This is a genomic window from Fructilactobacillus sp. X7R7C1, from assembly GCF_059901065.1.
The window spans coordinates 1-26722 of sequence record NZ_JBWXVF010000003.1 but is presented as its reverse complement, the minus strand read 5'-3'; the positions used below and the strand labels follow the sequence as shown (position 1 = coordinate 26722).

Genomic DNA, 26722 nt, shown 5'->3' with positions numbered 1-26722 from the left:
TAAAAAATCCCTATGTTCGCCAAAACATAGAGAAAGAGTGTATTACTCCTCGGCAGGCATAATTAAGGTCAAAAACCACCTGAGTCTTAGGCGAATCATATTCAACTAATAATCTATCATAATGATAAAAATTAGTCAATTAGGGATTATTTAATTAGTTAGTAACTAAAATGATTCAGGATCAACTGAGACACCAGGTCCCATTGTTGATGAAACTGAGATGTTACTAATGTAAGTTCCACGAACAGATGCTGGACGATTCTTAACAATCACATCGTTGATGGTGTTAAGGTTTTCGGCCAACTTGTCTGCGTCAAATGAATCTTTACCGATTGAAACTGCGACATTTCCATCACGATCAGTTCTGTAAGTAACCTTACCGGCCTTAGCATCAGAAACCGCTTTTGAAACATCCATGGTAACAGTTCCAGTCTTAGGGTTTGGCATTAATCCCTTAGGTCCAAGAACACGACCTAAACGACCAACTTGAGCCATCATGTCAGGAGTAGCAATTGCGACATCAAAGTCGAGCCATCCGTCTTGAATTTTTTGAGCTAAGTCGTCATCACCGACAAAATCGGCACCAGCGTTCTTAGCGTCTTGAGCCTTTTCACCCTTGGCAAATACTACAACTGTCTGATCCTTACCAGTACCATTAGGTAAAACCACGGCACCACGTAATTGTTGATCAGCTTGTTTAGTATCAACGTTTAATTTATAAACAACTCTGATAGTGTCATCAAAGTTTACTGAATCTAATTTTTGAACTAATTCTACAGCATCTTGAGCAGCGTATTTTTTACTCTTGTCAATTTGCTTTGAAGCATCTTCGTACTTCTTACCTCTCTTACGAGCCATTGTGTCATCCTCCTTGCAATTGTGGTTATAACGGAATTTCCTCCCACTAGCACATTATCTTTCGACATTGTACTGTCCGGGCATAGTGAAATTAACCTTCAACAGTGAATCCCATACTACGTGCCGTACCTTCAACCATGCGCATAGCTGCTTCTACATCAGCTGCGTTTAGATCTTGCATTTTAGTTTCGGCAATTTGCTTAACTTGGTCTTTGGTAACTTTTGCGACCTTGTTAGTGTTAGGTTCACCGGAACCGTGTTCAACACCAGCGGCTTTCTTTAATAGGACAGCGGCTGGAGGGGTCTTGGTTACAAAGTCGAATGAACGATCTTCGTAAACAGTAATCACAACTGGAATCAGCATCCCTGCTTGATCAGCAGTACGTGCATTAAATTCCTTAGTGAATCCCATAATATTAATTCCAGCTTGACCTAAAGCAGGTCCAACTGGAGGAGCGGGTGTTGCTTTACCCGCAGGTATTTGTAGTTTAACTACATTAGCTACTTTTTTAGCCACGAGACATACCTCCTTAAGTCCGTGTGTGGTAAATGAAGATCAAAATTTCTTCTCCCACGTTAATTTATGCAATACGCATACTAGTTAAATATACCACGTTTATGGAAACGTGACAATGAGTATTTTACTGAGAATCAGCTTCTAGGGGTTTAACTTGGTCAAATTCCAGTTCAGTACTTGTCTCTCTACCAAACATGTCAATATTAACCTTGAGTTTACCCTTAGTGTTGTCAATCTCAGTGATCTTGCCAGAAAGTCCCTTAAAGGCTCCCTCAACGATGGTAACCGTATCACCAACCCGGCTATCCAATGGTTTAACTCGCTTCTTTACCCCAATCGTTGACATAACGTTTTCAACCTCTTCGGGTAACAACGGGTTGGGCTTTGAACCTTGACCGTGAGAACCAATAAATCCGGTCACTCCAGGGGTATTTCGAACGACATACCAGGCTCTATCAGTCATTACCATTTGAACCAGCACGTATCCTGGGAAGGTCTTATTCATAACCACTTTTTCTTTACCGTTTTTAACCTCGTGTTCTTCAGTTTCTGGAACAACGATGTCAAAAATATAGTCTTCCATTCCCATGGACTCTTTTCTAGATTCAAGATTCATTTTAACTTTGTTTTCATAGCCAGAGTACGTATGTAATACATACCATTGCTTTTCTGCAGTCTCTACCACAATGATTATCTCCTTTAACTTAAAGCAAAATAAAAAAACCTCGCGTAAACGAAGTTCTTATCATCAAACTAACTATAACAGAAATTATCACACTAATCTAGTTTAGGCTAGTAACTTCAAAATGGTTTGAATTGCCCAATCAATTACACCAAGAAAGATTGCAAAAAAGATGGTAGTCCAGATAACGATTGAAGTATCGGCTCTAGTTTGCTTAGCGTTCGGCCAAACAACCACCTTCATCTCTGCAATAACGCTCTTAAAAAAGTTCCATAATCGTTTCATGTAAAATTCCCCTCTTAACGAGTTTCTCGGTGCAACGTATATTTTCCACAATGCTTACAAAATTTCTTTACTTCCAATCGTTTGACACGATTCGGATTGCTGGAAATGGTGTAGTTTCTTGAACCACATACAGAACAAGCTAATGCTACCTTTTTCTGTGCCATAGGCTGCACCTCCTTAATAACTAATTAAGCGTATCATCAATTTCAACGTTAGTCAATTTTATTAAATCTATAGTATTTCTGACGACAACGTGCGATCGCATTTTTCAATTTCATCACATTCACATCAGAAACCTGAGCCATTTTTTCAAACGAATAATTCTCAAGCGAACGAATAATCACCATTCTCTCAACTACCGAACTCCTTTTCATCAAGCCTTGTAAGTTCTCATACATTGAAAGAACTCGTTCTGGACTGGCAGCATGAATATCGGCAATGGTATCAGAATAAAATTGAAAATACGCACTAAGAGAAGCTTTTTTAGAATCGGGCACGCGCTTTTGAGCTCGCTTTTTTCTTAAAATATCATATAAGCGGTTTTTTAAGTTAACTTTATAGTAACTGCCAAAGGTAACCTTACGATTGGCATCATACCTAATAATTGTTCGACTAAGCACAATGGCCGCTTCCTGTTTCCAATCTGAGAGTTCCATACCTGATAAGTAGAAATCGTTCCACAACTTTAGATAAATTGGAGCATATTTTTTAAACAATTTGATGAAACCAGCGTCGTTCTTTTTTGCATCCTCAACCATTTCTAATTCTCTAACCCGTTTCTCTTCTTTATTCATCAATTGGCTCTCCTCTTAATCAATTAATTAACACTTAGTATCGTATCGAAACGAGTTGAGTTCAAACAAGCGAACGAGTGTTCGACATGTGATATTATTTGCTAACCAATTTTTAATATCGAATTTACGATATTAAACAAGCCCAATAAAAAAGAACGATGCTAGCGCATTGTTCTTTAGTTCAGTCATTTCATTATAAAGGATGGCGCGAGTTAAAACCTTGATACATAATTAATCCGGCAGCAACCGAAGCATTTAAGCTTTGAATATCTCCCACCATTGGAATGGTAAGTGTTTCATCAACTTGTTTTTTAAGTAAGGGAGAAATTCCTTTACCTTCACTACCAACGATGAGAGCACTTGGCCCCTTAGCATCCCAGCGCCGATAATCAGTTCCTTTCATATCAGTACCAAAGACCCACAACCCACGTTCTTTTAATTCTTTAACGGTGTTGACCAAGTTAGTTACTCTGGCGACCGGAACACGTTCAATTGCCCCCGCAGAGGTTTTCGCTACCGTTGATGTTAATCCAACAGCCCGACGCTTGGGAATGATCACCCCATGAACGCCGGCAGCATCTGCGGTTCTAATAATTGACCCCAAATTATGAGGATCGGCAATGTTATCCAGAACAATGAAGTAGGGTGGTTCACCCTTTGCTTCAGCATTTTTAAATAAATCATCAATCGATGCATAATTAAAGGATGCAATTGATAACATGACTCCCTGATGATTCTGGTGGTCTGACATCAAGTCTAACTTTTGCTTTGGCACCTTAGAAATTACTAAATGACGACCCTTGGCCAAACGAATAACCGCCTTAATGGTGCCATCTTCTTGACTGACTCCATTTTGTAAAAACACCTTGTTAATTTCTTGATTTTCATTGCGCAGTGCTGAGACTGCCGGGTGTCTCCCAATAATAAAATCTTCATTATCTCTCATACTCAACCCTCCCAGAATCAACTTGATCAATGCACCACTGCGCCAGTTCATCGAGTCTTTTATCTTGGCCACTAAGGGAAAGGAAACCAAAGAGGGCTTCAAAGCCAGTGGAAATCCGATAGGTAACAACACTCGTATTCTTGGCGTGAGTATAGCTCTTGGCGTTACGTCCCCGTTTAAAAAAGTACTCTTCTTCATCACTTAAGATTGCATCCTGACTCATCAAAGCGATCAATCCGGCCTGAGCCTTGGCTGACACATATTTAGTAGCAAAATGCTGCAATTGATTTGGCCTAGCGATGCCCTCGTCAATCAAATGCCGTCTCACGTATACCTCATAAACCGCATCACCTAAATAAGCTAGTACAATACCATTTAACTGTCGATATTGAATATTATCGTCCGCTTCACTCATTAAACTAATTTTCCCTTCTGAATCGGGTCCCCTGTGGTGTGTCTTCTAAAATAATACCCTTATTTTTTAATTCATCCCGAATTTCATCACTTCTAGCAAACTGCTTGTTAGCTCGCGCATCGTTTCTTTGCTTAATTAATTTCTTAACTTTGTCGTCATTTAACTCACTACTTTGTAGTTTAATCCCAAAGATAGCGGACAACTGTTCTAACCGTTTCATAAGTAACTTGATCGAATCCTTAAAGACCACTGGTCGTTCCGCATAAACGTTTCCAAGCTTAGCCAACTCGTAGACCTTGGCAATTCCATTTTGAACGTTAAAGTCATCATCCATGGCATCCTGAAAATCAGCCTGAATTTGACGAATCTCTTGGTCTAATTTCGGATCGTTATAAGGATCAGCGTCTTTTAACCGATAGTTCAAATTATCGTAAGCCGTCTGTATTTTTTGCAGATTGGTGGCAGCTTCATCAACTCCCTGCTGGCTAAAACGAATTGGCCGGCGATATTGGGTCGTTGAGATCAAAAACCGCAGTGCTTGAGGATTATCCTTTTTAAGTAACTCATGGACCGTAACAAAGTTCCCTTTTGATTTGCTCATCTTCTCGTCTTCATCACCGACGGTCACAAAACCATTGTGAAGCCAGTAATTAACAAACTTTTGACCCGTTTTGGCCTCGCTCTGTGCCCGTTCATTTTCATGATGAGGGAACTCTAAATCAATCCCACCACCGTGAATGTCAAAGGTGTTACCAAGGTACTTAGTTGACATTACCGAGCACTCAATGTGCCAACCGGGACGGCCTTTTCCCCACGGAGAATCCCAGGAAATTTCGTCTGGTTTAGCTTTTTTCCAAAGTGCAAAATCAATTGGGTCTTCTTTTTGGGCTAATTCTTCACTTGAAACGTGCTCACTTGCACCACTCTCAAGGTCATCGATGTTTTCGTGTCCTAGTAAACCATAAGATTTAAACTTACGAGCCCGATAGTAAACCGTCCCGTCAACGTTATAAGCATATCCCTTTTTAATTAAGTCAGAAACAAAGGTAATAATGTCCTTAATATTATCCGTGGCACGCGGATTCACGGTTGCAGGTTGCACGTTTAACGCTTTCGTATCTTCCATAAAAGCCTCAATGTATTTATTGGCTAATTTGGAAACCGTGGTTCCCTCTTTTTTGGCTTCGTTAATCATTTTATCATCAACATCGGTAAAATTAGACACATAATTCACCTTATAACCACAATATTCAAGATAACGACGAATGGTATCAAATGCCACTACACTTCGCGCATTGCCAATGTGAATATAGTTATAAACAGTTGGACCACAGACATACATGTTAACCACACCGGGTGTGATTGGTTCAAACTTTTCTTTTTCATTTGTAAGTGAATTATAAACTTTTAACATGTCCAACCTCCTAATAATTGTTCAATATTAACATCATAATTAACCCTTCAGTTCATTATGAACTAGACCAATTGAAATGAAAATATTTTACTTTTTTAATGCTGTTTTGAGAGCTTCGGTAATGGTTGAAACTCCTATGACCTGAATATTTTTAGGTGGAGTCCATCCCTTTAGATTATATTTAGGAACCAATACGCGCTTAAAGCCTAGTTTCTGGGCCTCAATAACGCGTTGCTCAATTCGATTGACCCTTCTAATCTCACCAGTCAAACCAAGTTCACCAATGTAACACTCTTTTGGATCGGTTCCAATATTCTCATAACTTGACGCAATGCTAATTGCCATTGCCAAATCAATGGCTGGTTCATTAAGTTTGACCCCACCAGCAGCTTTTAAATAAGCATCCTGGTTTTGTAACATCAATCCAGCCCGTTTCTCAAGAACCGCCATAATCAGTGAAACACGATTTCGATCCAGTCCAGACGCAGTTCTTTGCGCATTCCCAAAAACCGAGGGAACAATTAAGGCTTGAAGTTCAACCAGAATCGGACGAGTTCCTTCCATTGCTACCACAATTGCTGATCCGGTAGCGTTCTTCAAACGCTCCTCTAAAAAAATCTCAGATGGATTCTTGACTTCTTTTAGCCCATCTTCATCCATTTGAAAAATTCCGAGCTCATTCGTAGATCCAAATCGGTTTTTAACGGCGCGTAGTAACCGATAAGAATGATGCTTGTCTCCCTCAAAATAAAGAACGGTGTCAACCATATGCTCTAAAGTCTTCGGGCCGGCAAGCGTACCACCCTTAGTAACGTGTCCCACCAAGAAAATGGTGATACCGTTGGTTTTTGCGATGTTCATTAAATCCGAGGTAACACCTCGAACCTGCGTAACGGAACCAATCGCAGACGGGATCTCATCTTCTTGCATGGTTTGAACGGAGTCAATGATAACGGTGTCCGGCTTCACTTCTTCAATTGCCTTCCTGATTGAAGTCATATCCGTTTCTGGATAAAGGTATAAGTTCCCTTTTTCAGAAACATTGAGGCGATCCGCTCTCATCTTAATTTGATCGGCACTCTCTTCTCCTGAGACATACAGTACCTTTTGTCCTGAGGCTGCTAATTGACCGGAGACTTGGAGAAGTAACGTTGACTTACCAATCCCCGGATCACCACCGATTAGGACCAGTGAACCTGGAACCACACCTCCGCCAAGCACCCGATTCAATTCATTTGAATCAACCTGAATCCTCGGGGCACTTTCAGCGCTAACTTGTCTAATTAGCTGGGGTTGCGACTTAGTCCCGCTCAGTGAAACCCGACTCACGTTCGCCTTTTTGGTATCATTTTTTTGGACCGTTTGTTCAACCATCGTGTTCCATTCACCACAGTTAGGACAACGACCTAGATATCGTGGTGATATATATCCACAGTTGGAACAAACATATTGCGTTTTTGCTTTAGCCATTAAATCATTTCCTAACTATTTGCCAGAAGAACCAAATCCCCCATTTCGAGTCAGCTTTGGTCCCTCATCTTGATCCGCAAGTAAATAAGGCATAAAGATTCCTTGTCCAATTCGATCACCTTTTTTAATCTTACGGTCGACGATTCCAAAGTTTAGAATCTGGACAAAAATTTCACCCTCATTACTTTCATTATTGTAATAATCAGCGTCAATAACACCGATCCCATTCGGAATTACTAAGTTTCGTTTCAAAGGATTACTTGAGCGATTCGCGATTATCAACACTTCATTTGGCTGCATGTAAGCCTTAATTCCCGTTGGAACCAAAAAGGGCTTTAAAGCATTCTCTGAATCCATGATGTCTTGTTGATCTAACTTTCTTCTAGCCTTAATGATACCAAATGACCGAATTAAACCAGTTTTCCAGATTGACGGAATAACCATGTCAACGGCACTGGCAAAGTCATATCCGGCAGCCTTTTCAGTTGCTCGTTTTGGCAAAGTCAAGCCGTCATTCTGATATTTTGAAACAATCTCAAAGCCTCTTTGCATCTTCTAATACCCCTTTATTCTCAAAAATTCCTACTATTATTTTACCAGTATTTCTTAAATTTTGACATTGCTTGACAAAATCATAAAGACCATTGAAAATTAATAATAGTGGTCAAGTTACTAAAAGTAACGACTTAATTTGAAGGGGAACAATCAAATGAATTCAGCAGATCAGCGAGAATTAAAGAAACACGTTGGAAAAGAAGCTGTTAAGCACGTTAAGGATGGGATGGTACTGGGTCTTGGATCTGGTACCACCATCAAGTACATGGTAGACGCACTGGGAGAGCGCATCAAAAATGAACATCTAGGTATTATCGGTGTGCCCACTTCCAGTAAAACTAAGCGTCACGCGGAAAGCTTAGGCATCACTACTAAGGATGTTGACGAAGTCGACCACATTGATTTAACCATTGATGGGGCCGATCAAATTGACAAAAATTTTCAGGGAATTAAAGGCGGTGGAGCCGCTCACCTGATGGAAAAAATCGTTGCCATTAATTCTGATCGTAACATGTGGATTGTTGACGAAAGTAAGATGGTTAAAAAACTCAATTTTCCACTTCCGCTTGAAGTAATCCCTTATGGCAGTGGACAACTATATCGTCGTCTCAATCGGATGGGACTTCATCCGAAATTTCGTCAAAGCACGAATGGAGGGAAATTAACAACCGATTCTGGTGACTACATTATTGACTTAGGCTTACCTGAAATCACGACTCCCGTTCAACTGGGCAAAAAACTTGATAGTATGACAGGAATTGTGGAACATGGGCTGTTCTTGAACATCGTAAATACCATTATCGTAGAACATCCCGACGGACCGGAAACAATTAAAGCTCGCTAATGATTTAACCGACCCAAAAATAACTACGCAACTATCATCAAAATCTAAATAACAAAAGGACGAAAACTTTGATTGAGTTTTCGTCCTTTTGTTATTTAAGGTAGGTCTTATCTAAAATATCTAAATCTGGGTCAAAGGTATAAATGATCGGCTTCCCGTTTTTAACTTCCACGCCATCAATTCCTTTATCACTGATATTTTCTAAATATTTAATTAAAGCTCGCAGTGTGCTTCCGTGAGCAACTATCAGTTGATTTTTACCATCCAGCAATTTGGGGGCAATCGAATCCTGCCAGTACGGAATCATCCGGTCATAAGCCATTTTAAGGCTTTCAGCTGGTGGCTCAATTACACCTAAGCGCCGATATTTTCGAATCGGGGACACCTGATCTAATTTAGGGGGAACAGCGTAAAAACTCCTGCGCCACTTCATAAACTGTTCGTCTCCGACCCGCTTTCTAACTTCCTCTTTATTTTGGCCCCTAAGAGCACCATAGTGTCGCTCATTTAAGCGCCACGTCTTATGTTCAGGAATAAAATCCTGATTGATCACGTCCAAAACAATGTCAGCGGTGACAATCGCCCGTTTTAAGACTGATGTATGAACATCACCAAACTGAATCCCGGTCTGACCTAAGCGTTTGCCGGCCTTAATTGCCTCTTCTACGCCCTTCTTAGTCAGTGGAACATCACTCCATCCAGTAAAGGTATTAGTGTGATTTGCGACACTTTCGCCATGTCTCATAATTACTAACTTACTCATACAACCGCCTCAATAAACTAAATTTATTTACCTTCTTCAATCGTCTGATCGTCTAACATGGTTGAATCGGTCTCTTTATAACGCTCACCTACAAACGTAACCACCGAACCAATCAGGATAATCACAATTCCTATAATGGTAGGCAGATTAATCTTTTCGCCCACAAAAATCATTGCTAAGACTGGAGCTAAACCAGGCTTAATAAAGAATACCAGGGACGCAATTGAGACCCCTGATTCTTGCATTGCTAAAAAATAAAACGCAAAACCGCCGCCGGTTACACAGACTCCGATAAAGAATAAAATCCAGAAATTTTGTAAATTAACGTCCCTTAAGATCGGAATGGATGCAAATTGACTCAACCATCCCACCGATTTCATCCCACTTGAAACAAACGGGATATTGGTAATCAATGATAAAACAAATAACTCCAAAGAACCAGCAATAAAAGTGAAACAAGTGATGGTCACTCCATCTAATTCTCTTTTGACCGAGCAATACTGCGACAAAATACTGTAAAAGCCGAAAGTAACAGCCGATAAGAGTGACAAAATAATTCCAACTGGATTAGTTAAGTTAAATGGATTAACAATCACAATTAAGCCAATGACCGAAATGATTAATGAGATTAAGTTGGCCCGTCCAATTCGCTCATGCAAAATGAAATATGCAAAGATTACGGCAAAGACCGGATTACAACTAAACAGGACGGCCACAATAGCTGGCTTATCGTACACAATCGCTAACTGGTACAGGGTCATACTAATTACCACGCACGCAAAACCGGTAAACGCAAACGTCTTCCAATCCTTTAAGTTGATTTTGCGTCGTCGTTTATGTAATTCATACCACGCAAAGGGTAACAAGACAATCCCACCAATGAAGAAACGAAGTAAATTCAACTGAATTGGATTAAACTCACTCCCAGCCACCTTTAGGGCAATCTCCATTGAACTAAACATTAACGTCGAAATTAACACATAAATCACTGATTTTTTCACTTTAAGCTACTACTCCCATTCTTTACTTGTCTATTTTTCAATTGACTCGTCTTAACGGATTTGTTGCACAATCACCATTAAAATGGGCAAAACAATTAAACTGATGATCGTGGTTTCAGCGACCATCAGTGAAGCATAATCTGCATCCGCACCATACTTCCTGGCTACCACCGGTGCGTTAGTCATAACCGGCATGGCAGCCTGCATAATGAAGACTTGTTTCATCAAAACTGGCATCCCGGTTGGAATAACCAACAGTGCCATTAAAATTGGTGAAATCACGAATCGACCCAGTAAAATTCCCCAATTAGAAGAACTAAAGTCAAATTTGTTAAAGTTGATATTTGCCATCGAAATTCCAATGAACATCATTGAAAGTGGGATGGTTAACCCACCAATATATTGGAAATCACTCATTAAAAAGTTGGGAATTTTAATTCGCAGTAAAACTAAAATCACCCCAAAGATAAATCCCAACAATGGTGGTGACAAAATTTTACTCACGGTCTTTTTCCAGTCAAACTTGGAATTAGCGTCCCCATCACGTTGGATTAAGTAAACACCAATGGTCCAAAAAAAGGTCGTATTAGCCATGTAGTAAACTAACACGTACGGTAAACTTTTGGCTCCAAACAGAGCCATATTAACTGGCAATCCGACAAAAACAGTGTTTGAATTTAAAAACATCGATTCAAACACCCCCCGATGATACTTTTTAATTCGAATCACCCGCGCAATTGCCACTGAAATCCCAAACATGATTAACATACTAACGACCGGAAATCTTAAGTCTGGCAACGTTGAAAGTAACGTGTCGGTCGTAAAATCGCGACCAATCGTATAGATCATGTAACAAGGCAAAGCTACGTCAATAACCAGTTTAACAATTAAGTTAGTTGAATCATCATTAAACCAGTGCCGTTTAGCTAAAACAAAACCGAGTACGATCATGATCAGTACAATTAATATCCCTGATATACTCTTAAAAAAAATACCCATTTGATCATCCTATTCTTGTAAGTTTTACTTAAGTTATTGTACCACACGATTTTACACCACCAGAAATTGCCCCAATAAGAATAATACGGTTATATTAAAATCTACTAAAAAGTTGAGAAATAACTAGCGTTAGCTGCCATAACTGCTATATAATTTGGGGCAGTATTAATAAATAAGCGAGGAATAATAATGTCAAACTACGATAATAATAATGACGACAATCGCGAATATAGCCGGAGAGCTGGTAATCCACATTTTTCCGAACCAAAGTCAGAGCCAGCCGTCGACTATGATAACGAACCGCACCATCCAGTTACCTGGACTTTTATGGGTATCATTTTATTGATTGTCATCATTGCCCTTGCTTTTGGTTTCCGTGCTTACACCCAGGCTCGTCATTCATTTGGAGGAACGTTTCAAGACGATGGAATCGGAAAATCAAGAAACGTATCAAACCTTCTAAACAAACGAAAGCCGTTTTCAATCTTACTAATGGGAACCGACACGGGCGCCCTTGGTAGACACGACGTTGGCCGCACCGACACCATTATCGTCGCTACCGTTAACCCGCAAAAGCAGACCACTTACTTAACCAGTATCCCCCGCGATACCAAAGTCGTGGTCGACGGTGACTCACAGCCATACGAAAAAATCAACGCTGCTTACACCATCGGTGGTCCAAAGACTGCCATTTCAACTGTCCAGCATCTCTTAAACGTTCCCATCGACTACTTTGCGATCGTTAACATGGGTGGTTTAAAACAGATGGTTGATTCCGTTGGGGGTGTCGAAGTGAAGCCACCATTGACGTTTAAGTATGGGAATGCCAATGTAGTTAAGGGCAAAATGACCCATCTAGATGGTGATCAAGCCCTTGATTATTCTCGAATGAGGGATGATGACCCGAAAGGTGACTACGGTCGCCAACAGCGACAACGGCAAGTCTTAGAAAAATTAGTGATGAAAGGAATGGGAATTTCTTCCATTCCCAGGTACCAACAAATTCTTGAATCATTAAATGGAAACCTCAAAACCGATTTATCCTTTGATGACATGATTGCCATTAGATCTAAGTATGGTCCAGCCACTCATCACATCAAGTCTGAGACCCTTCAGGGGAATGAAGCAATGATTAACGGAGTCAGTTATCAAGTCGCCCAACCAGACGAATTGATGAACGTCTCAAACCATATTCGAACCACCTTGAATTTACCGCAAGCTAAGGGTTTAACTCCTAAACAACAAGAAACCAATTCCCCTAGTAATGGTGATCCATCCAACAACAATACTGCTACCAATGATTCATCAGGGAGTACCACCGATCCAAACTCAACGGCACCAGCATATTAAAATAGACTTGTAAGAATAGGGCTAATAACCTATCTTGCAAGTCTATTTTTATTTATGGGATCTTTTATCTAATTTCATTTAAATCAAGACCAAGAGCCTTTGTTACTCGAGTCCCATACTCTGGGTCAGCCTTATAAAATTGTCTGGTTTCTAGGATTTGGATCTCATGATTATCAACGGAACCAAGCGTTTCTTTGATCGTATTAATCAGGCGATCACGTTCCTCCGGTTTCATTACATGATACAACTTTCCGGCGGCACTATAGTAGTCAGTGTCATAAGGTTTAAAGGCTCCAGTTTCACCTTCCACTTTATCGGGACTGATTGAAGCACTCAAATCTTCAACTGGACCACCCTTACCGTTTGGTTCATAGTTGACCGATCCGTCTTGTCCTTGTGCCATTTGACCATCACGTTCGTAATTTTCAACCTTGTCTAATGGACGGTTGACCTTTAATTGTTCATAATTAGCGCCTAAACGATATCTTTCAGCGTCCTTATACGCAAACAACCGTCCTTGAAGTAACTTATCAGGACTTGCTTCAATCCCAGGGACTAGGTTAGCGGGTGAGAAAGCTAATTCTTCCACATCGTCAAAATAGTTAGTTGGATTTTGGTTTAAGGTAAATTCCCCAACTTCTTGTAGTGGGTAATCCTTATGAGAAACCACCTTAGTTACATCAAAAATATCTGGTTTGTAATCAATTCCTGCTTGATAAGGGATAATCTGAACATAAACTTTCCATGTTGGATAGTTCTTTTGTTCAATTGCATCGTATAAATCATGAATTAAATAATCGGTATCTTCAGTTGCTGCTTTTGAAGCTTGTTCATTAGTCATGTTCTTAACCCCTTGTTGACTAATGAAGTGATACTTAACCCAAAATGGAGTCCCTTCTTTATTAACCCACTTATACGTGTGACTTCCATAACCATTCATTGTTCGATAACTAGCCGGATTACCACGATCACCCATCAGGTAGGTGACCTGGTGAACTGATTCTGGTGAATGAGACCAGAAATCCCACTGCATCTCTTGTGAACGTAAATGAGTCTTAGGATCACGCTTCTGGGAATGAATAAAGTCAGGAAACTTAAGTGGATCGTTAACAAAGAACACCGGAGTATTATTACCAACAATGTCGTAATTGCCTTCTTGCGTGTAGAATTTCAACGCAAATCCACGAACATCACGAACGGTGTCAGGATAACCAGCTTCACCCGCAACCTGCGAGATTCTAATGGTCATTGGGGTTTCTTTGCCCACACCATTGAATAAATCAGCTTTAGTGTACTTACTCATGTCATGTGTAAGTTTAAAAACGCCCTTGGCACCAGCACCTTTAGCATGAACGACTCGCTCTGGAATCCTCTCACGATTAAAATGAGCTAACTTTTCTAGTAATTGATAATCCTGCATCAAAACAGGACCACGAACACCAGCTGTTTGAGAATGTTCGTTGTTAGCCCACGGTTGACCAGCTTCGGTTGTTAATTTATCTGACATAATTATCACACCATCCTTGTTAATTAATCGTTCACTTCTTAGATTAATCGTGCACAACTTAATGTCAACAAAAGAGACTTAGAATTAAAAAGAACACCATATCTTAAAATGATATGGTGTTCTTGAATTAAATGATGCGGCCAAGAAGACTCGAACTTCCACCGGGATAAATCCCGACAAGATCCTTAATCTTGCGCGTCTGCCAATTCCGCCATGGCCGCATTGCTACAATAAACATCATAGCAAATTTAACGAGATAGCGCAATGAATTTTTTAATTATTCTTCACCACGAATCGTGGCACCATCCCTATCAAGGTCAACTAACTTACATACTCCATCCAATTGATCGTTACTTTCAATCTTCTGTTGTAACTTGGTGAGTTGGTCATAATCTCCTAGCGTGACAATCGATGAACCCACTCCACTAATGTAAGTTCCGTAGATTCCTAGTTCATGAGCAGTCTGTTTAATTACTTTGAAGTCTTTAAAATCATTACCCTGTCCAGTGCGAACCAAACTATCAGCTTCAATCATTCGAGCCGCTTTATTCCAATCATTTTGCATTAATGCAGCGACAAAAACGTTCGAAGCGCTACTAGTCTGTACCTCTTGACCAAACGTAATTTCCTTTGGGAAACGTTCCATTCCCCTCTGTTGGGTAATTTTCTCATTTCGAATGAAAACCAAGGCTTGCATTTCATCGGGCATATGAGCTTTGACAACGTCAGTCTTTCCATCCTCATAGTGAGAAATTGTTATATCTCCCAGAATGGCTGAGGCAATGTTGTCAGGATGTCCTTCCATTCGACTACCAATGTTAATTTGGTCATTAACTGATAAGTTCATATTTTCAAGCTTGTTAGCAATTTTAATTCCCGCAGCAATCGCCGTGGTACTAGACCCAAGCCCCTTTTCCAGTGGAACATCTGACATTACCGTTAGTTGATGGGGCATGATTTTAGGGTTAACCTTTAAAATCGTTTGAACCACCAAATTTTTGTCATCGTGAGGAACTGAATCGCCAAACGCATGATTGACCCGCCACTTCTCAGTTTCTTCTTCAACGATCACCGTGTAATACATATGAAGAGCGAGCCCAACCGAATTATAGCCATTACCAACATTACCAGAAGTTGCTGGAACTCTCACAATAATTTTTTCCATGATACTTCACTCCTTCTTAACTAGTTTTAGCTTACCACGACACTTACTACATACAAAACGTGAGATATTAACCCGTCGCTTTCGCCGATATAATTGGCCACACTTAGTACACTCATAAAGGTAATAATAAGCTGATTGTGCTTTTAAAATTGGAGCATAACGACTACCACCCACAGCTCTTAATAACTGCTTAAATTCTTTTGAACGATGATTAGCGGAATACCCTGCTAAATGAAGATGATAATGAACGAGTTCGTGTTTAATGATTCCCACTAATTCTTCTCTAGAGATCCCCTTCGCCATCGTTTGATTAATATCAATATCATGATCTTTAAGGTGGTACCGACCACCCGTGGTTTTCAATCGACCATTAAAATATGCGCGGTGCTTAAATGGTTTCCCAAATGACTCCAATGAAATTTGTTCGACCAATTTCTGTAATTCATCGTCATGCAAATAAGTTCGCTCCTATTCTGGACCAACCATGGAAAGTTTAATTCGTTTTCGATCTAAATCAACACTTAACACCCACACATCGACAATGTCACCAACAGAAACAAGCTTTGCTGGATCCGATATAAACCGATCACTCATTTTTGAAATATGAACGAGACCATCCTGTTTTACCCCAATGTCGACAAACGCACCAAAATCCGTAACATTGCGAACGGTTCCCTGTAATTTCATTCCCGATTTCAAATTTTCAATCTTCATGACATCCGATTTAAGCAACGGCTTCGCCATCGTATCACGTTGGTCACGTCCGGGATTTTTCAAACTAGCTAAAATATCTTTGACCAACTGCTGATCAATTGATAGTGATTGTGATAAATCAACTTCATTTGCTTTTTCAAGTTTCTTTCGACCTTCATCAGAACTAAAATTATCAATTGTAAGTCTCAATGCTGACAAGATTTGTTTAGCTTGCCGATAACTTTCTGGGTGAATATCAGTATTGTCCAATGGATTCTTGCCATTAATGATACGTAAAAATCCAACTGATTGTTCAAAAGCCTTTGGTCCTAATCGTTTAACTTTTTTTAATTGATTACGGTTAGAAAAAGCACCGTTTTCATCTCGATATTCAACAATATTTTGTGAAGTGGATTTAGTTAATCCCGAGATGTGTTCAAGTAGATTTGGACTAGCGGTGTTCAAGTTGACCCCGACTTGGTTAACGGCGGTCTCAATCACCCGATCCAACTGGGCATCAAGGTTACTTTCAGAGACATCATGCTGGTACTGACCAACCCCAACCGCTTTGGGGTCAATCTTAATCAACTCAGAAAGTGGATCCTGTAGTCGTCTTCCAATACTAATGGCTGAACGTTCCTCAACGTGAAGGTTAGGAAACTCTTTTCGCGCATTGTTACTAGCAGAATATACCGATGCCCCAGCTTCACTAACAATTACGTAATGAACCGGATAATCAATGGATTTAATTGCATCAGCGACAAATTGTTCCGATTCGCGTGACGCCGTTCCGTTACCAATCGCAATCATTTGAACGTGATACTTCTTAATCAGGTCAATCAATTGTTCTTTAGCTCGCGCTTGCTGTGCTTCTGTCGCTGGTTTAGTGGCTTTAATAATTTCCTTTGCCAAGAATTTACCGTTTGCATCAATGACCGCTAGTTTGCATCCCGTTCGGTACGCTGGGTCAAAACCAAGAACCACCTTACCCTTGATTGGCGCCTGCATTAACAGGTGATACAGATTTCTTCCAAACACTTCAATGGCATGATTTTCTGCGGCTTCAGTCATAGTGGAACGAATTTCACGTTCGATGGCAGGACCGATGAAGCGCTTATAAGCATCTTTTGAAGCGTCTTTAACAAAGTCAACTGCGGGACCATTATGATTACTAACCACATGAAAATCAATGTAATGCATAATGGCATTAACATCAACATCTAGTTTCACGGTCAATACCTTTGCTTTCTCACCACGATTGATTGCTAAAATCCGATAACTCGGAACCGTTTTGGCTCGCTCACTAAAATCGTAGTAATCACCATAAACGCCACCTTCGTCATTGACCTTTCCTTTAGGTTTAACCTTTGCCGCCAGCATAGCGTTTTTTAAGGTATAGTTTCGAATCCATTCCCGAAACTTAGCGTTGTTTCCAATGGCATCCGTAATGATTTCACGGGCTCCATCTAAAGCGTCATTAACGGAACTAACGTCGTGATCATCATCTATAAAGGACTTTGCCAGTTGTTTTAATGGCTCATTTTGAAACTTTAAAATTGCAGTTGCAAGTGGCTCTAATCCCTGTTCCCTTGCAACCATCGCCTTTGTTTTTCGTTTTTGCTTATATGGCAAATACAAGTCTTCCACAATCTGAATACTGTCAGCATTTAAGATGTCTTGTTTTAACTGCTTGGTTAATTGGCCTTCTTCGTCAATCTTTTTTAACACTTCTTCCTTTCGGTGGCTCAACTTTGCTAGACGCTGGTAAGTATCCTCAAGTTCCCGAATAGAAACCTCATCCAAATTACCTGTTCTCTCTTTGCGGTATCGTGCAATAAACGGAACGGTATTACCATCCTCAAGCATTTCTAAGGTTTGTTGAATTTGTCGTTTCGAAATGTGTGGTAACACTTTTGCAGTTTGATCAATTAAAGTTTTTTCCATTTTTTCACCATAATCTTTCAAATAAAAACTCCATTAAATAATTAACGGAGTTATTGTAATCAAATTTATTTCCAAAACGTATCATAAACATTAATGGGAAGGTGTCGCTTATGTTGAGTTTTCAAATACCAATTTTCAATCACATTAGCTGCACTAGAACTAATGTCCTGGCCTTCTAAAAAGTCATCAATATTTTTATAACTAACCCCAAGTGCTTTTTCATCTGGAAGAGCTGGACGATCATCTTCAAGATCCGCCGTTGGGGTTTTCTCGTAAAGGTTTTTAGGTGCGTCAAGGTACTCAAGAAGCGCACGACCTTGTCGTTTATCCAGTCGCCAAATTGGAACAATATCAGAAGCTCCGTCACCAAATTTAGTGTAAAAACCAGTCACCGCCTCGGCGGCATGATCAGTGCCAAGTACAATTCCTTGATTGGCACCAGCAATGGTGAACTGTGCGATCATCCGCGTCCGAGCTTTAACGTTGCCCCTATTAAAATCAGAGACAGCATCACCGTTAGCTTCAACTGCTTTTACCATCGAATCGACTGAACCCTTGATATTGACGCGTTCAACCCGATCAGCATCCATAAAATCAATGGCTTCCATAGCATCCGATTCATCAGCTTGTTCACCATAAGGAAGGCGAACCGCAATAAACTGATATTCAGTATCACCCGTTTCTTCCCTTAATTCATTCATTGCCATCGATGCCAATTTTCCCGTCAAAGTGGAATCTTGACCACCAGAAATTCCCAGTACTACTGATTTAATGAACGAATTCTTTTTAACGTAATCCTTAATAAAATCAACACTACGTCTAATTTCTGTTTCAGGATCGATCTTTGGCTGAACCCTTAAAGCATTAATAATCTGTTTTTGCAGTCGTTTTTGTTTCTCATCCATTACTATCACCTACTCTAATTTTTGCTCAACCCCATTATGAATTTCATTAATCAAACTCATCTTGTGGTCCCATAATTTCTTAGAAAGATCAACTGGGTAATCTTGTGGATTTAACTGACGCTTGTACTCTGGCCAGAGTGCCTTCAAAGAGTCAGTCGCATGCTGCTTAGTAACCTCTAACGTCGGCATTTGATATACCTGCTTTCCATCTTTAAAGATATCTTGTAAGAGCGGTTGAGCATTAAAGTTGGTAATAGTCTTGTTAATGTACGTGAAATGCGGATGGAACATGTACACGGAAGACTGTTCACGTGGATCTTCACCATCAAGTGTGATGTAATCTCCCTCAGACTTACCGTCGTCTTTTTCAGTAATCCGCCAAACTTGCTTCTTACCTGGAGTGGAAACCTTCTCAGCATTATTGGAAAGTTTAATGGTATCGACCATGTGCCCCTGTTCATCTTCAACTGAGACCAACTTGTAAACCGCACCAAGTGCGGGTTGGTCAAAAGCCGTAATTAGCTTGGTCCCAACTCCCCAAGAGTCGATTTTGGCATTTTGCATCTTCAAACTACTAATGGTGTATTCATCAAGGTCGTTGGAAGCCACAATTTGAACATCCTTAAAGCCAGCTTCATCCAGCATTTCTCTAACTCTTTTTGATAAGTACGCCATATCACCGGAATCAATTCTGACACCTTGAAAGTTAATCTTGTCGCCCATTTCTTTTGCAACTCGAATTGCATTTGGGACCCCACTTTTAATGGTATCAAAGGTATCTAACAGAAAAGTACAGTTCTTATGGGTTTGGGCATACGCCATAAATGCATCATAGTCATTTCCAAATGATTCAATCAAAGAGTGCGCCATCGTTCCGCTGACAGGAATGCCAAATTCCTTACCAGCTAACACATTGGAAGTCGCGTTAAACCCACCAATGTATGCCGCTCTGGTTCCCCACAGTGCTGCATCAACTTCTTGGGCTCGACGACTACCAAACTCCATTAAAGGATTATTTCCAGCTACCATTCGAATTCGAGCCGCTTTAGTAGCGATTAAAGTCTGATAGTTCACCATGTTCAAAATAGCGGTCTCAACTAATTGACATTCCGCAATCGTTCCTTCAACTTGAACAATGGGCTCGTTGTTATAAACTAAATCACCCTCAACAGCAGAACGAATTGTTCCAGTAAACTTGAAGTTACGAAGATAATCTAAAAATTCATCGGAATAATCGCTAATTGACTTTAAATACTTAATGTCCTCATCAGTGAAGTGAAGGTTGTTGATATATTCAATAATGTGTTTTAATCCTGCAAAGACGGCATATCCATTTCCAAAGGGCATGTCTCTAAAAAAAACTTCAAATACAGCATGACGATTTTGCATATGTTTTTCAAAATAAGTTGCCATCATATTGATTTCATAATAGTCAGTGTGTAAAGTTAAATTATCAGGACTTTGTAATGTTGACATCTTTAATCTCCTCTAGCCCTTTCAGGCTAAACTATTGTTGTTACTCGTTGCACATTATATCACATAATAACCAAAAAGAAGGCTAACAAATGACGCACAAATTTCCGACCACCGACATCGCTTCCATCCCCTTTGTTAACACGACTTTCACCGAATTTATGCAAGTAATTGAATCCCAAATAGACGGCCACCAAAACACGTTCGTGGTAACCGCAAATCCAGAAATCGTCGTTTATGCTAATCGTCACCCTCACTACCAAAAAATTTTAAAAACGGCTACTTACGTCGTTCCGGATGGGATTGGTATTATCAAGGGCGCCAAAATGTTAAATGACTCGATGCCAGAACGAATTACCGGCTATGACATTTTTAAAACACTATTAGCTTGGGGAAACCAAAATAACAAGTCAGCTTATTTTCTGGGAGCCAAACCCGATGTCGTATTTGATTTACGAAAAGTCTTAACCGTTAACTATCCACATTTAAAAATTGTGGAGATGCAGGACGGTTATTTTAAAAACGATACTCCCATCATTAACAACATTGAAAACAACGACATTGACATGATTTTTGTTGCGACCGGTTTCCCTAGCCAAGAAGAATTCATAGCAAAATATCGAGCCAAAAATAACGGGCTGTGGATTGGGGTTGGAGGCAGCTTTGACGTTTTAGCTGGACACGTCAAGAGAGCTCCTAAGTTCTGGATTAATCATCACATCGAATGGCTCTATCGCCTTTTTAAAGAACCCACCCGTTTTAAACGAATGCTAGCCATTCCTGAATTTTTAAATTTAGTTAGAAAACAAAAAAAGGATGAGAAGTGATCTCATCCAACTTTACGAGCCCTCGTTAGTAGGGCTCTTTTTTATTTATTTAGGTAAAACTCAAATCGCTCAGCAGCGTACTGAGCCTGAACAAACTCAAATGGTTGCTGATTTTGAAGATACGATATCTGTTTTAGCTTAAGAATGGGTGCCTTAACCTCAATATCCAGTAAATCAGCAATCCGATCAGTCGCTAAAATCGCCGAAATAAATTGCTTCGCGCTTCTTGGACGAAGTCCCTTCTTGTCCTCTAAAGAACGATACAGGGAGCTAGAAACGTCTTCTTCACTTAACCCTTCGACCATCGATGCATTAACAGCTGCCACTTCATAACAAATCGGAATGTCGTCTCCATAGCGAATCCGATTCATCCGCAAAACCCGATCATCCTGACTCAGCCCCAAGACGGAGGCTTCCTTAAAGGTGGGCTCAACAATCTTATATGACAAGGTTTTGGTGGATGGCTTTTTTCCTTGAGCCAGCATAATGTTAGTAAAGCTGGTTACTCCGGACATCTTTTCTTGAACCTTTTGGTTAGTAACGTACGTTCCTGAGCCGGCAATCCGTTTTAATATTCCATCCTCAACGAGCGCTTGAACAGCTTGCCTGAACGTCATCCGACTTACTCCGTACTGTTCGGATAGTTTTCTTTCAGATGGAATCCGAGTTCCCACTTTCCAGCTTCCGTCTTCGATCTTACTCTTAATATCATCATGAATTTTAATATAAACAGGTACTGTCATAATTACTCCTACCTTGGCATAAAAAAATCGACTAACATTTGTTAGTCGATTTTACACCAATAATTAGTATTGGGCTAGCTGGGTTCGAACCAGCGCATCACAGGATCAAAACCTGTTGCCTTACCACTTGGCTATAGCCCAAGAATCAATGGAGGGGAGTGGATTCGAACCACCGAACCCGAAGGAGCGGATTTACAGTCCGCCGCGTTTAGCCAGACTTCGCTACCCCTCCATAATAAATGAGTAATTCGTAGTAACGAATCAACGTTTATTATATTACACGGGATCATGATGTTAGTCAATACTTTTTTTCAAAAAATAAAAGGCGCTAACTTTACAGCGCCTTTCATTATAGTGATTTTAATTTACTCCATCCATCAGTTTTTTAACTGGTTTGATCATCAATAATAAGACAATTCCAAACAAGATGGCTACAAGTCCAACGATTCCAAAGTACGCGATTTCGTGTCCTGGAGTGTAGAACTTAACGATTTGTGAGTTAACCGCCTGACCAGCAGCATCCGCTAAGAACCACATACTCATCATCTGTGATTCAAATGCTTTCGGAGCAAGTTTGGTGGTAACGGAAAGCCCGATTGGTGAAATCAACATTTCGGCAATTTCAACAATGGCCCAACTACCAATTAGCCATAGTGGGCTAACTTTAGCTGATGAACCAAATAGGAAAATTGGAATCATCATAAATAAGTACGAAAATCCAGCGAAAAACATTCCCCACGTAAACTTAACTGGGGAGCTGGGCTCTTCTTTTCTTTTAGCCAGATATGTCCATAAGAATGCGAACAGTGGTGTGTACAGCATAATGAACAACGGGTTAAGTGACTGATACCAAGTAGCATTAATGTGCAAAAATCCAAGGTTATTGTTAGTTTGATTTTCAGCAAACAAAGCCAAAACAACGGAGCCCTGTTCCTCAATGGCCCAGAATACCGCAGCAGCGATAAATAATGGAATATAGGCAAGAACCCGTGAATGTTCTGTCTTAGTAACCTTCTTACTTCTCAAAATAACAACGAAGTAAATAATTGGGGTTAAAATTGCGATAATACTCAATAGTAGAACAAAGTTGTCAATGCTCAAAACCTTGAAATACCACATTCCCGCGATAATAACAGCAAATACGGCCAATCCACCAATAATTTCAAGAACTAAACGATTCAAATCATCTGGTTCTAAGGGATCACTTGGATAGAGGCCATCGATGCTCAAAGTCTTTTTACCACTGAAGTAGTAGTAAATTAAAGCAAAGAACATTCCGATAGCGGCAAGTGAGAAACCAGCATGGAAATTAAAGTCCATTCCGACGGTCCCAACTAAGATCGGTGCGATGAACGACCCTAAGTTAATCCCAAAAACAAAAATGGTAAATCCAGTATCACGTCTTGGATCATTTTCACCATATAAGGCACCAACCATTTCTGAAACATTTGGCTTCAATAGTCCAGTACCAACGGTGATTAAGACAATGGAAATAAATAGCGCTCCGGCACCAAATGGTAATGAAAGTACCACGTGCCCAAACATAATTAAAATTCCACCATACAGAACAGTCTTTCGACTCCCCCAAACTCGGTCACTTAAATAACCACCTAACACTGAAGTTAGAAATACCAGTGAACCGTAAATTGCCATAACTGAAGCTGCAGTGGTTGGAGAAAATCCTAATCCACCCTTGGCGACTGAGAAATACATGTAGTATAAAAGAATTGCACGCATCCCGTAGTAACTGAATCGTTCCCACATTTCAGTGAAGAACAGTGTTTGCAACCCTTTTGGTTGCCCAAAGAACGCATGGTCGAGACTCTTCTCGCCTTGTCCGTTCATAAAATCTCCTCCTGTCAATCTTTTAACAATTATCAGAAATAATACCATTCTTGATTTTCATTTACAATCATATCTCGACAAAAAGTTTGTTAGAATAGTGATTATCAAGGAAAAGGAAGTGGATAATACATTGTTCAAGGAATTTAAAGAATTTATATCACGAGGGAATGTGGTTGACATGGCCGTCGGAATTATCATCGGGTCTGCCTTCACTTCGATCGTGACTTCATTGGTTAATAACATTTTTAACCCGTTTATTGGACTGTTCTTAGGAAAAATCGATCTTTCATCACTTGCCATCACCGTTGGAAAAGCAAAGATAAAATATGGCTTATTTCTAAACTCAGTCATCAATTTCCTGCTGATTGCTTTCATCGTCTTTTTATTGGTCAAATTTATCAACAAATTAACTAATAAAAATCAAAAAAAGCAAGAAAAGAAGGCTCAAGAACCGAGCCTTACTGATCAATATCTAGCTGAAATTGTTAAACTGCTTAAAAAGTAATTCCTTAATCACACCAACGCTCTGTTGGTGTTTTTTTATAGCATATCTAGGTATCTGTCGCGTTCCCATTGAGAAACGTTTTGTCTGTAAGCATTCCATTCCATGTTCTTTGCATCCAAGTAATTTTGATACATGTGAGGTCCCATGGCTTTCTTCATAAGTGGATCAGCTTCATATGCTTTAAGCGCATTATGAAGGGTGGAAGGTAAGTTTTCAATATGATCTAATTTTCGTTCCTTGCCATCCATATGATAGATATTACGGTCAATTGGTTCACCTGGTTCGATTTTGTTTTTAATACCATCTAAACCAGCTTCAAGAATTGATGCAATTGCTAAGTATGGGTTAGCTGAAGGATCGACACTTCGAAGTTCAAGGCGGGTGCTAAGACCACGGCTAGCAGGAACTCGAACTAGTGGTGAACGATTAGATGCCGACCATGCCACATAGACCGGTGCCTCAAAGCCAGGAACTAGTCGCTTGTAGGAGTTAACGATTGGGTTACATACAGCAGTTAATGCTTTAGCGTGCTTCAAAAGTCCTCCTAAGAAGTAGTAAGCTGTTTGTGATAATTCCAGGTCACCATCTTTATCATAAAAGACGTTGTCACCATTTTTATCAAACAATGACATGTTGATGTGCATCCCAGATCCATTGATACCATTCAGTGGCTTTGGCATGAAAGTGGCGTATAATCCATACTTTCTAGCAACTGTTTTTACAACTAACTTAAAGGTTTGAATATGATCTGCCGTAACCACGGCGTTGTCGTACTGAAAATCAATTTCATGTTGTCCAGATGCTACTTCATGGTGAGAAGCCTCAACTCGAAAGCCCATATTTTCTAATTCAAGAACCATATCACGACGAATATTGGCTGCCAAATCCATTGGTGCCAAATCAAAGTAACTTCCGTGATCATTCAATTCAGTGGTTGGATTACCCTTATCGTCCATTTTGAACAAGAAGAATTCAGGTTCTGGGCCAATGTTAAAGTTAGAAAAGCCCATTTCTTTCATTTCATCCAGAACACGCATTAAATTATTTCTTGGATCACCAACGAACACCTCGCCATCTGATGTATGAACACTACATGTCAGACGAGCAACCTTACCGTGTTCGTCACCCCATGGGAAGACCATCCACGTTGAAAGATCAGGGATCAGGTACATATCACTTTCCTCAATGCGTACGAAACCATCAATTGAAGATCCATCAAACATAATCTTACCATCTAAAACCTTGTTTAGTTGGTTAACGGGTACCTCAACATTTTTGATGCTGCCCATCAAGTCAGTAAACATTAATCGAATAAATCGGACGTCTTCATCTTTTACCATTTGGCGAATGTCGTCTTTTGTATAATCATGTACCATAAGTAGTCTCCTTATTTTAAATACTTACCCTGTTGCTTTAAATCAGAATCATCATACAAGCGTCCAGCTTTTAAAATATCGTCTTTCAAGTATTCGCGGACATCTTCATCACTAAGTGATTTATCACCACTATGTAAAAGTTTTCGACGACGTTGTTTCTCAAATACTCTTTTAACCTGAGCAATTGTCATTCCTTCAATAAGATAGTTGTGAATCTCAAGAATTTGGTCCACATTATCTAATGAATACAAACGTCGGTTTCCTGATGTTCGTTTAGAATGAACAAGACCATGATCATCGTAATACCTTATTTGTCTGGATGATAAGGAAGTAAGCTTCATAACCGTTCCCATTGGCAGAACCGCTAAAGATTTCCTCAGTACTTTTTCACTCATACGCATATCTCCTTGATATGACACCATTCTATTCGTTATTGATATAAGCGTCAATAACCTATGTTATGAAATGTAACACTGATCCAAGTTTAACATAAAACTTGCAATATAAAAAAAGACACAAGAAATAAATTCTTGTGTCTTCATGTATGTATGTGCATATTCAAGCACACCATTAGATTCTATTCACCCGTTATTTGCTATGCCAAAGGTTTAATCATCATTAAGAATGAATAAAAAATTTATGCCGGCTGCAGGACTTGAACCTGTGACCCTCGGTTTACGATACCGATGCTCTACCAGCTGAGCTAAGCCGGCAAAATGACGATAAATTAAAAGTGCTAACGGCAATTGTTGTTAGCACTCAGACATAGCTCCGGCAGGCGGGCTCGAACCGTCGACAACCTGATTAACAGTCAGGTGCTCTACCAACTGAGCTATGCCGGAATAA

28 protein-coding genes, 5 tRNA genes and 1 other annotated feature (1 of these 34 cut by a window edge) are annotated in these 26722 nt (G+C 40.0%); of the genes, 4 read left to right on the top strand and 29 right to left on the bottom strand.

Features of this window, described 5'->3' with window-relative positions; all coding sequences use genetic code 11:
• Nucleotides 1-109: a sequence feature (ribosomal protein L10 leader region), on the bottom strand (it extends 8 nt beyond the left edge of the window).
• 56 nt (nucleotides 110-165) lie between these two features.
• The 11 genes from rplA to AC6UDC_RS04945 all read right to left on the bottom strand — a co-directional run bounded on the left by rplA (nucleotide 166) and on the right by AC6UDC_RS04945 (nucleotide 7933).
• Entirely contained in the window at nucleotides 166-858 is a 693-nt protein-coding gene (gene rplA / locus AC6UDC_RS04995) for a 50S ribosomal protein L1 (protein WP_500696148.1), read from the bottom strand.
• A 91-nt stretch (nucleotides 859-949) separates the two neighbouring features.
• Entirely contained in the window at nucleotides 950-1375 is a 426-nt protein-coding gene (gene rplK, locus AC6UDC_RS04990) for a 50S ribosomal protein L11 (protein ID WP_010021774.1), read from the bottom strand.
• 124 nt (nucleotides 1376-1499) lie between these two features.
• Entirely contained in the window at nucleotides 1500-2060 is a 561-nt protein-coding gene (gene nusG / locus AC6UDC_RS04985; RefSeq protein WP_500694476.1) for a transcription termination/antitermination protein NusG, read from the bottom strand.
• A gap of 102 nt (nucleotides 2061-2162) precedes the next feature.
• Nucleotides 2163-2342: a preprotein translocase subunit SecE gene (gene secE, locus AC6UDC_RS04980; protein ID WP_500721598.1), complete on the bottom strand. Its 180-nt coding sequence runs from the start codon at nucleotides 2340-2342 to the stop codon at nucleotides 2163-2165.
• Between the two features lie 14 nt (nucleotides 2343-2356).
• The gene (rpmG, locus tag AC6UDC_RS04975) at nucleotides 2357-2506 is read right to left on the bottom strand and encodes a 50S ribosomal protein L33 (protein WP_500694478.1); all 150 of its coding nucleotides are present in this window, start codon (nucleotides 2504-2506) and stop codon (nucleotides 2357-2359) included.
• 48 nt (nucleotides 2507-2554) lie between these two features.
• The gene (locus AC6UDC_RS04970; RefSeq protein WP_500721594.1) at nucleotides 2555-3136 is read right to left on the bottom strand and encodes a sigma-70 family RNA polymerase sigma factor; all 582 of its coding nucleotides are present in this window, start codon (nucleotides 3134-3136) and stop codon (nucleotides 2555-2557) included.
• A gap of 193 nt (nucleotides 3137-3329) precedes the next feature.
• A complete protein-coding gene (gene rlmB / locus AC6UDC_RS04965) occupies nucleotides 3330-4082 on the bottom strand; it encodes a 23S rRNA (guanosine(2251)-2'-O)-methyltransferase RlmB (RefSeq protein WP_500721591.1) in 753 nt (250 codons plus the stop codon).
• On the bottom strand, nucleotides 4072-4497 hold the full coding sequence (locus AC6UDC_RS04960; RefSeq protein ID WP_500699876.1) for a Mini-ribonuclease 3: 426 nt from the start codon (nucleotides 4495-4497) through the stop codon (nucleotides 4072-4074). The genes rlmB and AC6UDC_RS04960 overlap by 11 nt, the downstream gene beginning before the upstream one ends.
• Nucleotides 4498-4501: 4 nt before the next feature.
• Nucleotides 4502-5911, bottom strand: coding sequence for a cysteine--tRNA ligase (cysS, locus tag AC6UDC_RS04955; RefSeq protein ID WP_500699877.1), 1410 nt, complete (start codon nucleotides 5909-5911; stop codon nucleotides 4502-4504).
• A gap of 87 nt (nucleotides 5912-5998) precedes the next feature.
• A complete protein-coding gene (gene radA / locus AC6UDC_RS04950) occupies nucleotides 5999-7381 on the bottom strand; it encodes a DNA repair protein RadA (protein WP_500699878.1) in 1383 nt (460 codons plus the stop codon).
• Nucleotides 7382-7396: 15 nt separating this feature from the next.
• On the bottom strand, nucleotides 7397-7933 hold the full coding sequence (locus tag AC6UDC_RS04945) for a dCTP deaminase/dUTPase family protein (RefSeq protein WP_500699879.1): 537 nt from the start codon (nucleotides 7931-7933) through the stop codon (nucleotides 7397-7399).
• Between the two features lie 157 nt (nucleotides 7934-8090).
• On the opposite strand from AC6UDC_RS04945, the gene rpiA reads away from it, so the two are divergent.
• Nucleotides 8091-8780, top strand: a complete 690-nt coding sequence (gene rpiA / locus AC6UDC_RS04940) for a ribose-5-phosphate isomerase RpiA (RefSeq protein ID WP_500711150.1) — start codon at nucleotides 8091-8093, stop codon at nucleotides 8778-8780.
• Between the two features lie 91 nt (nucleotides 8781-8871).
• Here the strand turns inward: rpiA and AC6UDC_RS04935 are convergent, their stop codons facing one another.
• Genes AC6UDC_RS04935 through AC6UDC_RS04925 form a run of 3 tightly spaced genes read right to left on the bottom strand, consistent with a single transcriptional unit; the run spans nucleotide 8872 to nucleotide 11543 of the window.
• Entirely contained in the window at nucleotides 8872-9543 is a 672-nt protein-coding gene (locus AC6UDC_RS04935) for a 2,3-bisphosphoglycerate-dependent phosphoglycerate mutase (RefSeq protein WP_500701483.1), read from the bottom strand.
• A 23-nt stretch (nucleotides 9544-9566) separates the two neighbouring features.
• Complete coding sequence (locus AC6UDC_RS04930; RefSeq protein ID WP_500706817.1) at nucleotides 9567-10544, bottom strand: DMT family transporter; 978 nt, start codon at nucleotides 10542-10544, stop codon at nucleotides 9567-9569.
• Between the two features lie 51 nt (nucleotides 10545-10595).
• A complete protein-coding gene (locus tag AC6UDC_RS04925) occupies nucleotides 10596-11543 on the bottom strand; it encodes an AEC family transporter (protein ID WP_500696159.1) in 948 nt (315 codons plus the stop codon).
• Nucleotides 11544-11732: 189 nt separating this feature from the next.
• Here AC6UDC_RS04925 and AC6UDC_RS04920 point away from each other — a divergent pair, with 189 nt between their 5' ends.
• Nucleotides 11733-12893 carry an LCP family protein gene (locus AC6UDC_RS04920; protein WP_500721587.1) on the top strand — a complete coding sequence of 387 codons (1161 nt, stop codon included), beginning with the start codon at nucleotides 11733-11735 and terminating at the stop codon, nucleotides 12891-12893.
• A 64-nt stretch (nucleotides 12894-12957) separates the two neighbouring features.
• Here the strand turns inward: AC6UDC_RS04920 and AC6UDC_RS04915 are convergent, their stop codons facing one another.
• The 7 genes from AC6UDC_RS04915 to AC6UDC_RS04885 form a co-directional block, all read right to left on the bottom strand.
• Nucleotides 12958-14400 carry a catalase gene (locus AC6UDC_RS04915; RefSeq protein ID WP_500696788.1) on the bottom strand — a complete coding sequence of 481 codons (1443 nt, stop codon included), beginning with the start codon at nucleotides 14398-14400 and terminating at the stop codon, nucleotides 12958-12960.
• Nucleotides 14401-14535: 135 nt separating this feature from the next.
• Nucleotides 14536-14621, bottom strand: a tRNA-Leu gene (locus AC6UDC_RS04910).
• Between the two features lie 56 nt (nucleotides 14622-14677).
• Nucleotides 14678-15565 (bottom strand): homoserine kinase, encoded by an 888-nt coding sequence (gene thrB / locus AC6UDC_RS04905; protein WP_500694491.1) that lies wholly within the window; start codon nucleotides 15563-15565, stop codon nucleotides 14678-14680.
• A 6-nt stretch (nucleotides 15566-15571) separates the two neighbouring features.
• Nucleotides 15572-16021 carry a SprT family protein gene (locus AC6UDC_RS04900; RefSeq protein ID WP_500694492.1) on the bottom strand — a complete coding sequence of 150 codons (450 nt, stop codon included), beginning with the start codon at nucleotides 16019-16021 and terminating at the stop codon, nucleotides 15572-15574.
• A 12-nt stretch (nucleotides 16022-16033) separates the two neighbouring features.
• Nucleotides 16034-18202, bottom strand: a complete 2169-nt coding sequence (locus AC6UDC_RS04895) for a Tex family protein (protein WP_500721750.1) — start codon at nucleotides 18200-18202, stop codon at nucleotides 16034-16036.
• Nucleotides 18203-18267: 65 nt separating this feature from the next.
• Nucleotides 18268-19107: an NAD(+) synthase gene (nadE, locus tag AC6UDC_RS04890; RefSeq protein WP_500721584.1), complete on the bottom strand. Its 840-nt coding sequence runs from the start codon at nucleotides 19105-19107 to the stop codon at nucleotides 18268-18270.
• Nucleotides 19108-19116: 9 nt separating this feature from the next.
• Nucleotides 19117-20583 carry a nicotinate phosphoribosyltransferase gene (locus AC6UDC_RS04885; protein WP_500699887.1) on the bottom strand — a complete coding sequence of 489 codons (1467 nt, stop codon included), beginning with the start codon at nucleotides 20581-20583 and terminating at the stop codon, nucleotides 19117-19119.
• A gap of 89 nt (nucleotides 20584-20672) precedes the next feature.
• Between AC6UDC_RS04885 and AC6UDC_RS04880 the strand changes: the two genes are divergently transcribed.
• Entirely contained in the window at nucleotides 20673-21407 is a 735-nt protein-coding gene (locus tag AC6UDC_RS04880) for a WecB/TagA/CpsF family glycosyltransferase (RefSeq protein WP_500721581.1), read from the top strand.
• A gap of 41 nt (nucleotides 21408-21448) precedes the next feature.
• Here AC6UDC_RS04880 and AC6UDC_RS04875 read toward each other — a convergent pair whose 3' ends face one another.
• The 4 genes from AC6UDC_RS04875 to AC6UDC_RS04860 form a co-directional block, all read right to left on the bottom strand.
• A complete protein-coding gene (locus AC6UDC_RS04875; RefSeq protein ID WP_500694496.1) occupies nucleotides 21449-22150 on the bottom strand; it encodes a GntR family transcriptional regulator in 702 nt (233 codons plus the stop codon).
• 69 nt (nucleotides 22151-22219) lie between these two features.
• Nucleotides 22220-22291: transfer RNA gene (locus tag AC6UDC_RS04870), tRNA-Gln, on the bottom strand.
• 8 nt (nucleotides 22292-22299) lie between these two features.
• A tRNA-Tyr gene (locus tag AC6UDC_RS04865) sits at nucleotides 22300-22382 on the bottom strand.
• Between the two features lie 128 nt (nucleotides 22383-22510).
• Complete coding sequence (locus AC6UDC_RS04860) at nucleotides 22511-23995, bottom strand: peptide MFS transporter (protein ID WP_500694497.1); 1485 nt, start codon at nucleotides 23993-23995, stop codon at nucleotides 22511-22513.
• Nucleotides 23996-24125: 130 nt separating this feature from the next.
• On the opposite strand from AC6UDC_RS04860, the gene mscL reads away from it, so the two are divergent.
• A complete protein-coding gene (gene mscL, locus AC6UDC_RS04855) occupies nucleotides 24126-24500 on the top strand; it encodes a large-conductance mechanosensitive channel protein MscL (protein ID WP_500694498.1) in 375 nt (124 codons plus the stop codon).
• Between the two features lie 35 nt (nucleotides 24501-24535).
• Here mscL and glnA read toward each other — a convergent pair whose 3' ends face one another.
• From glnA to AC6UDC_RS04835, 4 genes are all read right to left on the bottom strand, one after another.
• On the bottom strand, nucleotides 24536-25876 hold the full coding sequence (gene glnA / locus AC6UDC_RS04850) for a type I glutamate--ammonia ligase (RefSeq protein ID WP_500696168.1): 1341 nt from the start codon (nucleotides 25874-25876) through the stop codon (nucleotides 24536-24538).
• Between the two features lie 11 nt (nucleotides 25877-25887).
• On the bottom strand, nucleotides 25888-26271 hold the full coding sequence (locus AC6UDC_RS04845; protein ID WP_500694500.1) for a MerR family transcriptional regulator: 384 nt from the start codon (nucleotides 26269-26271) through the stop codon (nucleotides 25888-25890).
• Nucleotides 26272-26516: 245 nt separating this feature from the next.
• A tRNA-Thr gene (locus AC6UDC_RS04840) sits at nucleotides 26517-26589 on the bottom strand.
• Between the two features lie 56 nt (nucleotides 26590-26645).
• A tRNA-Asn gene (locus AC6UDC_RS04835) sits at nucleotides 26646-26718 on the bottom strand.
• Nucleotides 26719-26722 lie beyond the last annotated feature (4 nt).

What these genes read in the sequence shown, in the direction of transcription:
- AC6UDC_RS04920 (WP_500721587.1), top strand. Translation starts at nt 11,733, where the DNA reads ATGTCAAACTACGATAATAATAATGACGACAATCGCGAATATAGCCGG.
- radA (WP_500699878.1), bottom strand. Translation starts at nt 7,381, where the DNA reads ATGGCTAAAGCAAAAACGCAATATGTTTGTTCCAACTGTGGATATATA.
- AC6UDC_RS04945 (WP_500699879.1), bottom strand. Translation starts at nt 7,933, where the DNA reads ATGCAAAGAGGCTTTGAGATTGTTTCAAAATATCAGAATGACGGCTTG.
- AC6UDC_RS04960 (WP_500699876.1), bottom strand. Translation starts at nt 4,497, where the DNA reads ATGAGTGAAGCGGACGATAATATTCAATATCGACAGTTAAATGGTATT.
- thrB (WP_500694491.1), bottom strand. Translation starts at nt 15,565, where the DNA reads ATGGAAAAAATTATTGTGAGAGTTCCAGCAACTTCTGGTAATGTTGGT.
- cysS (WP_500699877.1), bottom strand. Translation starts at nt 5,911, where the DNA reads ATGTTAAAAGTTTATAATTCACTTACAAATGAAAAAGAAAAGTTTGAA.
- AC6UDC_RS04925 (WP_500696159.1), bottom strand. Translation starts at nt 11,543, where the DNA reads ATGGGTATTTTTTTTAAGAGTATATCAGGGATATTAATTGTACTGATC.
- rplA (WP_500696148.1), bottom strand. Translation starts at nt 858, where the DNA reads ATGGCTCGTAAGAGAGGTAAGAAGTACGAAGATGCTTCAAAGCAAATT.
- AC6UDC_RS04970 (WP_500721594.1), bottom strand. Translation starts at nt 3,136, where the DNA reads ATGAATAAAGAAGAGAAACGGGTTAGAGAATTAGAAATGGTTGAGGAT.
- AC6UDC_RS04915 (WP_500696788.1), bottom strand. Translation starts at nt 14,400, where the DNA reads ATGTCAGATAAATTAACAACCGAAGCTGGTCAACCGTGGGCTAACAAC.
- AC6UDC_RS04875 (WP_500694496.1), bottom strand. Translation starts at nt 22,150, where the DNA reads ATGACAGTACCTGTTTATATTAAAATTCATGATGATATTAAGAGTAAG.
- rpiA (WP_500711150.1), top strand. Translation starts at nt 8,091, where the DNA reads ATGAATTCAGCAGATCAGCGAGAATTAAAGAAACACGTTGGAAAAGAA.
- rlmB (WP_500721591.1), bottom strand. Translation starts at nt 4,082, where the DNA reads ATGAGAGATAATGAAGATTTTATTATTGGGAGACACCCGGCAGTCTCA.
- AC6UDC_RS04845 (WP_500694500.1), bottom strand. Translation starts at nt 26,271, where the DNA reads ATGAGTGAAAAAGTACTGAGGAAATCTTTAGCGGTTCTGCCAATGGGA.
- AC6UDC_RS04935 (WP_500701483.1), bottom strand. Translation starts at nt 9,543, where the DNA reads ATGAGTAAGTTAGTAATTATGAGACATGGCGAAAGTGTCGCAAATCAC.
- AC6UDC_RS04885 (WP_500699887.1), bottom strand. Translation starts at nt 20,583, where the DNA reads ATGTCAACATTACAAAGTCCTGATAATTTAACTTTACACACTGACTAT.
- rpmG (WP_500694478.1), bottom strand. Translation starts at nt 2,506, where the DNA reads ATGGCACAGAAAAAGGTAGCATTAGCTTGTTCTGTATGTGGTTCAAGA.
- AC6UDC_RS04860 (WP_500694497.1), bottom strand. Translation starts at nt 23,995, where the DNA reads ATGAACGGACAAGGCGAGAAGAGTCTCGACCATGCGTTCTTTGGGCAA.
- AC6UDC_RS04880 (WP_500721581.1), top strand. Translation starts at nt 20,673, where the DNA reads ATGACGCACAAATTTCCGACCACCGACATCGCTTCCATCCCCTTTGTT.
- secE (WP_500721598.1), bottom strand. Translation starts at nt 2,342, where the DNA reads ATGAAACGATTATGGAACTTTTTTAAGAGCGTTATTGCAGAGATGAAG.
- AC6UDC_RS04895 (WP_500721750.1), bottom strand. Translation starts at nt 18,202, where the DNA reads ATGGAAAAAACTTTAATTGATCAAACTGCAAAAGTGTTACCACACATT.
- nadE (WP_500721584.1), bottom strand. Translation starts at nt 19,107, where the DNA reads ATGGATGAGAAACAAAAACGACTGCAAAAACAGATTATTAATGCTTTA.
- glnA (WP_500696168.1), bottom strand. Translation starts at nt 25,876, where the DNA reads ATGGTACATGATTATACAAAAGACGACATTCGCCAAATGGTAAAAGAT.